The organism is Mesorhizobium sp. B2-4-3, from assembly GCF_006442815.1.
Classification (GTDB): Bacteria; Pseudomonadota; Alphaproteobacteria; order Rhizobiales; family Rhizobiaceae; genus Mesorhizobium.
This window is the reverse complement of sequence record NZ_VFVL01000024.1, coordinates 88,743-96,148: the sequence shown is the minus strand read 5'-3', so window position 1 is coordinate 96,148 and position 7,406 is coordinate 88,743. Positions and strand designations below refer to the sequence as shown.

Genomic DNA, 7,406 nt, shown 5'->3' with positions numbered 1-7,406 from the left:
CCCCTACTCCCCTACTCCCCTTCGCCCGTATCTCCCCGCATGAACCTCATCTGCGCCGCCCTCCTCTTCCTCGTCGCTCTCCTCTTTGCCCTCGCCGGTGTCACGCGCGCCGGCGTGTGGTCGATCGAGCGCCGCAATCCACCCGTCGGTGCGTTCGCCGAGATCAATGGCGCGCGCATCCACTACGTCCATATCCCGGCGCCGGCCGGCGCCGATCTGCCGCCGGTCGTCTTCATCCATGGCGCCAGCGCCAATCTGAAAGACCAGATGCTGCCGCTGAAGCCCCTGCTCGAGGGACGCGCCGAAATGCTGTTCCTCGACCGTCCGGGGTTCGGCTGGTCGGAGCGTGGCGACAATGAAACGCTTGTCGCGCAGGCGGACACCGTTGCCGGGCTGATGGACCGCCTCGGCATCGCAAAAGCGGTCATCGTCGCCCATTCCTTCGGCGGCGCGATCACCACGGCCTTCGCCCGCCAGCATCCGGACAAAACGCTCGGCCTCGTCTTCCTTTCGCCCGCCACGCATCCCTGGCCGGGCGGCGCGACCGCCTGGTACTACAAGCTCACCGCCATGCCGGCGATTGGCTGGCTGTTTTCCGAAACGCTCGCTTATCCGGCCGGTATGCTGCGGATCGGCAGTGCGACGGCTTGCGTCTTCTCGCCCAACGATTTGCCGAACTTCTATATCGACAACACCTCGATCCCGCTGGTGCTGCGGCCGTCCGCCTTCCGCGCCAACGCCCGCGATGTCGCCCAGCTGTATGACTACGTCCTCGCCGCCTCGCCCGGCTACCGCGAGATCAAGGCGCCGACGGTCGTCATCTCGGGCGATCGCGACAAGGTGGTTTACGCAACGATCCACTCCATCGGCCTGGAACGCGACATTCCCGGCGCCGAGCTGGTCTGGGTCCACAATCTCGGCCACAAGCCGGACTGGATCGCACCCGACCTCGTGGCCGGCGCGATCGAGAAGGTTGCGGGCAAGGATGTCGATCTCCACGCGATGGCCAGAACGGTGGAAGGCCGGATCGCCGGCGATGCCTATAACGACGGCAAATGCCCCGACATCAAACTGCCCGACGCCGAGCTGGCGCCGACCTGATGTATGTCGTGAAGCACGGCATCAAGAAAAACCCGGAAAGGTTCTGGGCGCTGCCGGACCGCGTCTTCTTCGGCTACGGCGCCTGCCACATTCTCGCGGGTACCTTCCTCGGGCATCCACCCATTGACGGGTTCTATGCCGAGCGGATCATTCCGGGCGAAGGTTTTTCGGGAAGCCATGTCTACGTGACGAACGGCGTGATCGCTTTTGACTATCACGGCTATTCACGCCGCGAGCGGCTTCTTCAACACCACGAACGGGGCTGGGCTTCGCACAACGCCGGCTGGCACTGCACCCTGGAAACGGTCGATTTCGATCTGCTCGACACCGCCGAGCTCAACCGACGAAAGATGCGCGGCCCGGATCAGTATCTGCATGACCCAGTTGCTCGCGCCGTCCGGTTCCTTCAACGCATAGACCATGCCGAAGCCGCTGCGCGAGCGTCCAAGAATCGCGATGCGTTGAAACCGCTCGCGACGTAGGCGCGCAGGCTAACGGCTAATGGGTGTCGGACCCCACATAGGCAATCCGCAGCATATTGGTCGAACCCGGCGTCCTGAGCGGCACGCCGGCCGTGATGATCACCCGGTCGCCTGGCTTGCCGAAGCCTTCTTCCAGCGCGATGCGGCAGGCCCGGTCGACCATGTCGTCGAGGTCGGTCGCATCCGGCGAGACGACGCAATGCGTGCCCCACAGCAGCGACAGGCGGCGCGCGGTGTTGAGGATCGGCGACAGCGCCACGATCGGCACCTGCGGACGCTCGCGCGCGGCGCGAAGCCCGGTGGTGCCCGATGCGGTGTAGGAGATGATCGCCGCCAGTTTCAGCGTCTCGGCGATGTCGCGCGCGGCCAGCGAAATGGCGTCGGCCCCTGTGGCCTCGGGTTCGGAACGTTGGGCGTTGATGATGCCGGCATAGGTCGGGTCGGTTTCGACCTTGGTGGCGATGCGGTTCATCATGCCGACTGCTTCGACCGGATAGGCGCCGGCCGCGGATTCGGCCGAGAGCATGATCGCGTCAGCGCCTTCGAAGACGGCGATCGACACGTCGGAGACCTCGGCGCGGGTCGGCACGGGCGCGGTGATCATCGATTCCAGCATCTGCGTGGCGATCACCACCGGCTTGCCAGCGCGGCGCGCGGCGCGCGTGATCTGCTTCTGGATGCCGGGCACGGCTTCGATCGGCATCTCGACGCCGAGATCGCCGCGGGCGACCATCAGCGCGTCGGAGAGCTCGATGATTTCGGGGAGCCGCGCCACCGCCTGCGGCTTCTCGATCTTGGCCATGATCAGCGCGCGGCCGCGCGCGATCTTGCGCGCCTCCGCCAGGTCCTCCGGCCGCTGCACGAAGGACAGCGCCACCCAGTCGACGCCGGTGGCGAGCACCGCGTCGAGATCGGCGCGGTCCTTCTCGGTCAGCGCGCCGACCGGCAGGTCGGTGTCGGGCAGGCTGACGCCCTTCTTGTCGGAAATGGCCGAGCCGGCGACGACGGTGCAGGTGATCGACTTGCCGTCGCTCTTGACCGCCTTCAGCTCCAGCTTGCCGTCGTCGATCAAAAGTCGGTGACCGGCCTCGACCGAGCTCAGAATTTCGGCATGCGGCAGGAAGACACGGCTGGAATTGCCGGGCTCCGGATTGTTGTCGAGCGTGAATGTCTGCCCTGGAGTCAGCGCTTCCTTGACGTTGGCGAACTTGCCGACCCTGAGCTTCGGGCCCTGCAGGTCGGCGAGAATGCCGATCGGCCTGCCAACCGCGGCCTCGACCGCCCGGATGCGGCCGACCAGCGTGCGCATCAGCTCGTGGTCGGTATGGCTCATATTGATGCGGAAGACATCGGCGCCCGCTTCGAAGAGCTTTCTCAGCATCTCCTCGGAGGAGGAAGCCGGACCGATGGTGGCGAGGATCTTGACCTTGCGGTTACGTCTCATTGACTGTTTGTTCCCGGAGCGGGGGTCGCTGGCGCGCCTCCCGTTGCGGGCTCGTCGGTCAGCTGGACCATCCAGCTGGCCTGCTCGCCCGTGTCATATTCCTGAAATCCGGCGCGCTGGAAGCCCCGGGCGACGCAATCATTCACGCCGGCGATCTTGAACTCTTTTTCGGCGACGCACATGTTGATCGGGCCGTCCCAGCGCCCGCCGCGTTCGGCGTCTTCTGCATAAAGATAGTAAAACCTTGATGACAGCGGCCCCTCGATCAGCGTCTTGCAGGTCGATCCTTCGATGTGCCACCAGCCCTCGGTGATCCAGCCGGCCTTGGCGCGATAGCCGATGCCGACGCCCACCAGATTTTGCGTTGCGTTGCAAACGCGGAAGTCGGCCCGGGCCGGCGAGGTCGCGGCTATCGCGAAAAATCCCGCGCCGACGATCAGCAACGGCACGGCCAGGCGCTTGCGCAACCGGCCGGCAAAACCCATCGCAGATCCCCTTGCGAACCACATTTGCATCTCTCGAAGCCCTTTTCAGCAAACTCCGGTCGCATGTCAACGCGCCGTTTTGTTCAATTCCAATCGATTTAGAAGGGCCCGTCGCGCAAATTCTCCCCGCGTCGGGGATTTTTTGCGGAAACCTTGGCCAAACAACGGCATTGCGCCGGCGTCCTCTTCGTGGAATGACGATACCACATCGCAGCCGCCATCCCCTTTTCAGCCGATGACCCGATCCACAGTTTTCACGCCGTTCGACATTGTCGAGGGCGACCGCAAGAAAGGCGTCGTGCTTCTGGCCGATCACGCCCGCCGCGACCTGCCGGAGGAGTATGGCAGCCTCGGTCTGCCGGCGTCCGAATTCGATCGTCACATCGCCTATGACATCGGCGTCGAGACGGTGACGCGCGAGCTCGCAGCAGCACTCGACGTGCCGGCAGTGCTTGCCGGCTTCTCGCGGCTGCTGATCGACCCCAACCGGGGCGAGGATGACCCGACCATGATTCGTCAGCTCTATGACGGGACCGTGGTGCCGGGAAATTATCCGATGGCCCGGGAGGAACGCGAGCGGCGGCTCGACCGCTTCTACCGGCCCTACCACGACGCCGTCGGCGCGATGATCGCCTCCGTCGCGCACGCCTCGGGCAAGGCGCCGTTCATCTTCTCCGTGCATTCCTTCACGCCGGTGATGCAGGGTTTTGTCCGCCCCTGGCATGTCGGCGTGCTGTGGGACCGCGATGACCGCGTGGCGCGGCCGCTGATCGACACGCTGGCCGAGGACAGGTCCCTCGTCGTCGGCGACAACGAGCCCTATGACGGCGCGCTGCGCGGCGACACCATGTTCCGCCACGCCATCGTCAACGGCTACGCCCACGCGCTGATCGAGATCCGCCAGGACCTGATCGCCGACCTGGCCGGCGCTCTCGCCTGGGCCGAGCGTCTGGCGCCGATCGTTGACGCCATCGACCGCCGTGCCGATATACACCAAGTGAAAATGTTCGGCTCGCGCACCGGGCCGGTGTGAGATGGCCGACAGGCCGGGAGTTTTCCCCATGACCGAACTCAGCGACGACCAGAAGCGCGATTTCGAGGCAGCCGCCTTTCGTAGGTTGGTGACGCATCTGCGCGAACGCGGCGATGTCCAGAACATCGATTTGATGAACCTCGCCGGCTTCTGCCGCAACTGCCTGTCCAACTGGTATCGCGAAGCCGCCGAGGCCGAGGGCGTGGCGCTGTCGAAGGACGCTGCGCGCGAGATCATCTACGGCATGCCCTATGCCGAGTGGCAGGCGCTCAACCAGACCGAGGCGTCGGAAGCCAAGAAAGCCGAATTCGAGGCGCGGCGGCCGAAGGATCACTGAGCGGCTTATGGCTCGTCCCTGCGGCTTCGTCATTCTAGGGCGGAGCAAGGAGCGAAGCGACGCGCGCAGACCCTAGAATCCATTCCGTGACGCTAAGGCGTTGCGGCGATTACAGAATTCTGCACCGCTGCACTCCACGTTGAAGGCCACGGAATGGATCCTCGGGTCTGCGCGCGTCGCTTCGCTCCTTGCTCCGCCCGTGGATGACGAATGGAGAGGCGCTTATGTCAAACCTCCAAAGCAGCAGCCGGCCGCCAACGACGCAGACCCATCGGTCCCGCCCTTGGTCCAAGCACTTCCCCAACGCGGTTCTTGACTGCCGATTGAATCGATCTAATTTGCCGCGCAAAGCCATCTGGCCAGCGGAATTCAAACCATGAGCGTGCAAACCACGATGCAGGCCGCGACGCGCGGCCGCTGGGCCGTCGCCGGCATTTTTCTTGCCAATGGTTTTCTCACCGGCAGCTGGGCGCCGCAGATTCCGGTTTTCCTTGCCCGGCTGGACATCACCCGATTCACCCTCGGCCTGCTGATCCTCCTGTTCGGCGTCGGCGCGGTCATCGCCATGAGCTGGTGCGGCCATCTGATCTCCCGGTATGGCTCGCGCACCGTGACGCGCTGGTTCGGCATCTGCGGCAGCTTCGGCCTGCTGATCATGGCGCTCGCCCTCAACGTTCCGCTGGCGGCGATTGCCATGCTCGTCTTCGGCGGCTCGATCGGCGGCATGGATGTCGCCATGAACTCGAATGCCGTCGTGGTTGAAAGGCGGCTTTCGCGCGCGATCATGTCGTCCTCGCACGGCTTCTGGAGCCTCGGCGGCTTCGCCGGCGGCGCGCTCGGCGGCTATTCGATCCAGAACTACGGCTATCTTCCCCATGCCGTCGCGGTGACGGCGATCGCTTTTGCCGTCATCGCCTTCGCCATTCGCTATCTCGTCGCGGACGACAAGCCGCAGGCCGTCGAGCACCAGAAATTCACGCTGCCGCGGCACACGGCCGTCTATCTGGTCGGGCTGATGGCGCTGCTCACCATGATCTCGGAGGGTGCGGTGCTCGACTGGGCGGCGCTCTTCCTGCACCAGGAGCTGGGCGCCGATCTCGCGGTCGCCGGCCTCGCCTATGCCGCTTTTTCCGGCGTCATGGCGCTGATGCGTTTCCTGGGCGATGGCGTGCGCAACCGCTTCGGCGCGGTGGCGACCTTGCGCGGCTCGGCGCTGGTCGCCGCGGCAGGCATGCTGGTCGCCGGGCTCTCGCCCTCGCCTTACCTTGCCATCGCCGCCTTCGCCTTCTGCGGCTTCGGCATAGCCAACATGGTGCCGATACTCTTTTCGGCCGGCGGCAACCAGGAAGGCATGTCATCCGGCACCGGCATGAGCGTCGTCACCACCATGGGCTATTCCGGCATCCTGGTGGCGCCGTCGGCGATCGGCTTCGTCGCCGAGCATTCGAGCTTCGGGCCGATCTTCGTCGCGCTGTCCGGGCTGCTGGTCATCGTGCTCTTGATGGCGGGCCTCGCTCACCGGGCCGAGTTCGCTCCCGAGCCTACGCCCGCCGAATAGCGCTTCAGCTCCTCATGCAGGAAATCCGCCACGCGGCGGATGCGCATGCTGGTGCGCACGTCGCGATGCATGGCGAGCCAGACCGGCAGGTTCGGCAAAGGCACGTCGGGCAACAGCTTTTCCAGGTCCGGGTCGCGGTCGGCCAGCGGCTCCTGGCCGATGCCGATGCCGTTGCCTGTCCGCACCGCTTCCCACAGCACGATCTGGTTGTCGGTCCTGAAGCGAAAATGGCTGCGGCCGACCGGAATGCCAAACGCGGTGAAGCCGCGAATGATCTCGTCGCTGCGGTCGAAGCCGACCAAGGCGTGCTCGGCAAGGTCGGCGGGTGTTTCCGGACGGCCGCGCCGGTCGAGATAGGTGCTTGCCGCACATAGGCAGAGTGCGATGTCGGTGACCTTGCGCGCCACCAGCTCGTTCTGCGCCGGCCTGACCATGCGGATGGCGATGTCGGCATCGCGGCGCAAAAGGTTCTCGACCTGATTGGAGGCGACGATCTCGACCTCGATGCCCGGCTCTTCCTCGCCGAGACGCGCCATCATGCCCGGCAGCACGAAGGCCGCGACAACCTCGCTAGCTGCGATGCGCACCGTGCCCTCGATCGCCTCGACCGAACCCAGCGCCAGGAGCGAGAACGCATTGGCCTGCTCGCTGACCGCCCGGCCGCGCTCGTAGAGCGTGCTGCCCGCCTCGGTCAGCTCGTAGCCGCGCCGCCCGCGCCGAAACAGGATGACGCCAAGCGCTTGCTCCAGCTCGGCAATATGGCGTCCGAGCGTCGGCTGGCTGGCCGCAAGCCTGCGCGCCGCAGCTGAAAGACTGCCGGTTTCGGCGACAGCGACGAAGCTCCTGATCAGGTTCCAGTCGAATTCTTTCATTCATTTTTGAATAACAGATCGCCGATCTCAGTCAATTTCAATTCGCCTGTGAAGGCATCAGATTAGCCGGGCGAAACACAAACAACGGAGAGAA

8 protein-coding genes are annotated in these 7,406 nt (G+C 65.1%); 5 read left to right on the top strand and 3 right to left on the bottom strand.

Annotated features, from left to right (window positions below; all coding sequences use genetic code 11):
- Positions 1-39 precede the first annotated feature (39 nt).
- The gene (locus FJ956_RS21500) at positions 40-1,101 is read left to right on the top strand and encodes an alpha/beta hydrolase (protein WP_140679009.1); all 1,062 of its coding nucleotides are present in this window, start codon (positions 40-42) and stop codon (positions 1,099-1,101) included.
- Positions 1,101-1,583, top strand: a complete 483-nt coding sequence (locus FJ956_RS21495) for a hypothetical protein (RefSeq protein ID WP_140679007.1) — start codon at positions 1,101-1,103, stop codon at positions 1,581-1,583. Before FJ956_RS21500 ends, FJ956_RS21495 begins: the two co-directional genes overlap by 1 nt.
- Before the next feature lie 16 nt (positions 1,584-1,599).
- Here FJ956_RS21495 and pyk read toward each other — a convergent pair whose 3' ends face one another.
- On the bottom strand, positions 1,600-3,027 hold the full coding sequence (gene pyk, locus FJ956_RS21490; RefSeq protein ID WP_140679005.1) for a pyruvate kinase: 1,428 nt from the start codon (positions 3,025-3,027) through the stop codon (positions 1,600-1,602).
- A complete protein-coding gene (locus tag FJ956_RS21485) occupies positions 3,024-3,512 on the bottom strand; it encodes a DUF1036 domain-containing protein (RefSeq protein ID WP_095767317.1) in 489 nt (162 codons plus the stop codon). Before FJ956_RS21485 ends, pyk begins: the two co-directional genes overlap by 4 nt.
- A 235-nt stretch (positions 3,513-3,747) precedes the next feature.
- Here FJ956_RS21485 and FJ956_RS21480 point away from each other — a divergent pair, with 235 nt between their 5' ends.
- From FJ956_RS21480 to FJ956_RS21470, 3 genes are all read left to right on the top strand, one after another.
- Positions 3,748-4,545, top strand: a complete 798-nt coding sequence (locus FJ956_RS21480; protein ID WP_140679003.1) for an N-formylglutamate amidohydrolase — start codon at positions 3,748-3,750, stop codon at positions 4,543-4,545.
- 28 nt (positions 4,546-4,573) lie between these two features.
- Positions 4,574-4,882 carry a DUF1244 domain-containing protein gene (locus FJ956_RS21475; protein ID WP_140679001.1) on the top strand — a complete coding sequence of 103 codons (309 nt, stop codon included), beginning with the start codon at positions 4,574-4,576 and terminating at the stop codon, positions 4,880-4,882.
- 376 nt (positions 4,883-5,258) lie between these two features.
- The gene (locus FJ956_RS21470; protein WP_140678999.1) at positions 5,259-6,440 is read left to right on the top strand and encodes an MFS transporter; all 1,182 of its coding nucleotides are present in this window, start codon (positions 5,259-5,261) and stop codon (positions 6,438-6,440) included.
- On the opposite strand, the gene FJ956_RS21465 is transcribed toward FJ956_RS21470, so the two are convergent.
- The gene (locus FJ956_RS21465; RefSeq protein ID WP_140678997.1) at positions 6,398-7,312 is read right to left on the bottom strand and encodes a LysR family transcriptional regulator; all 915 of its coding nucleotides are present in this window, start codon (positions 7,310-7,312) and stop codon (positions 6,398-6,400) included. The two genes, FJ956_RS21470 and FJ956_RS21465, sit on opposite strands and share 43 nt — an antisense overlap.
- Positions 7,313-7,406 lie beyond the last annotated feature (94 nt).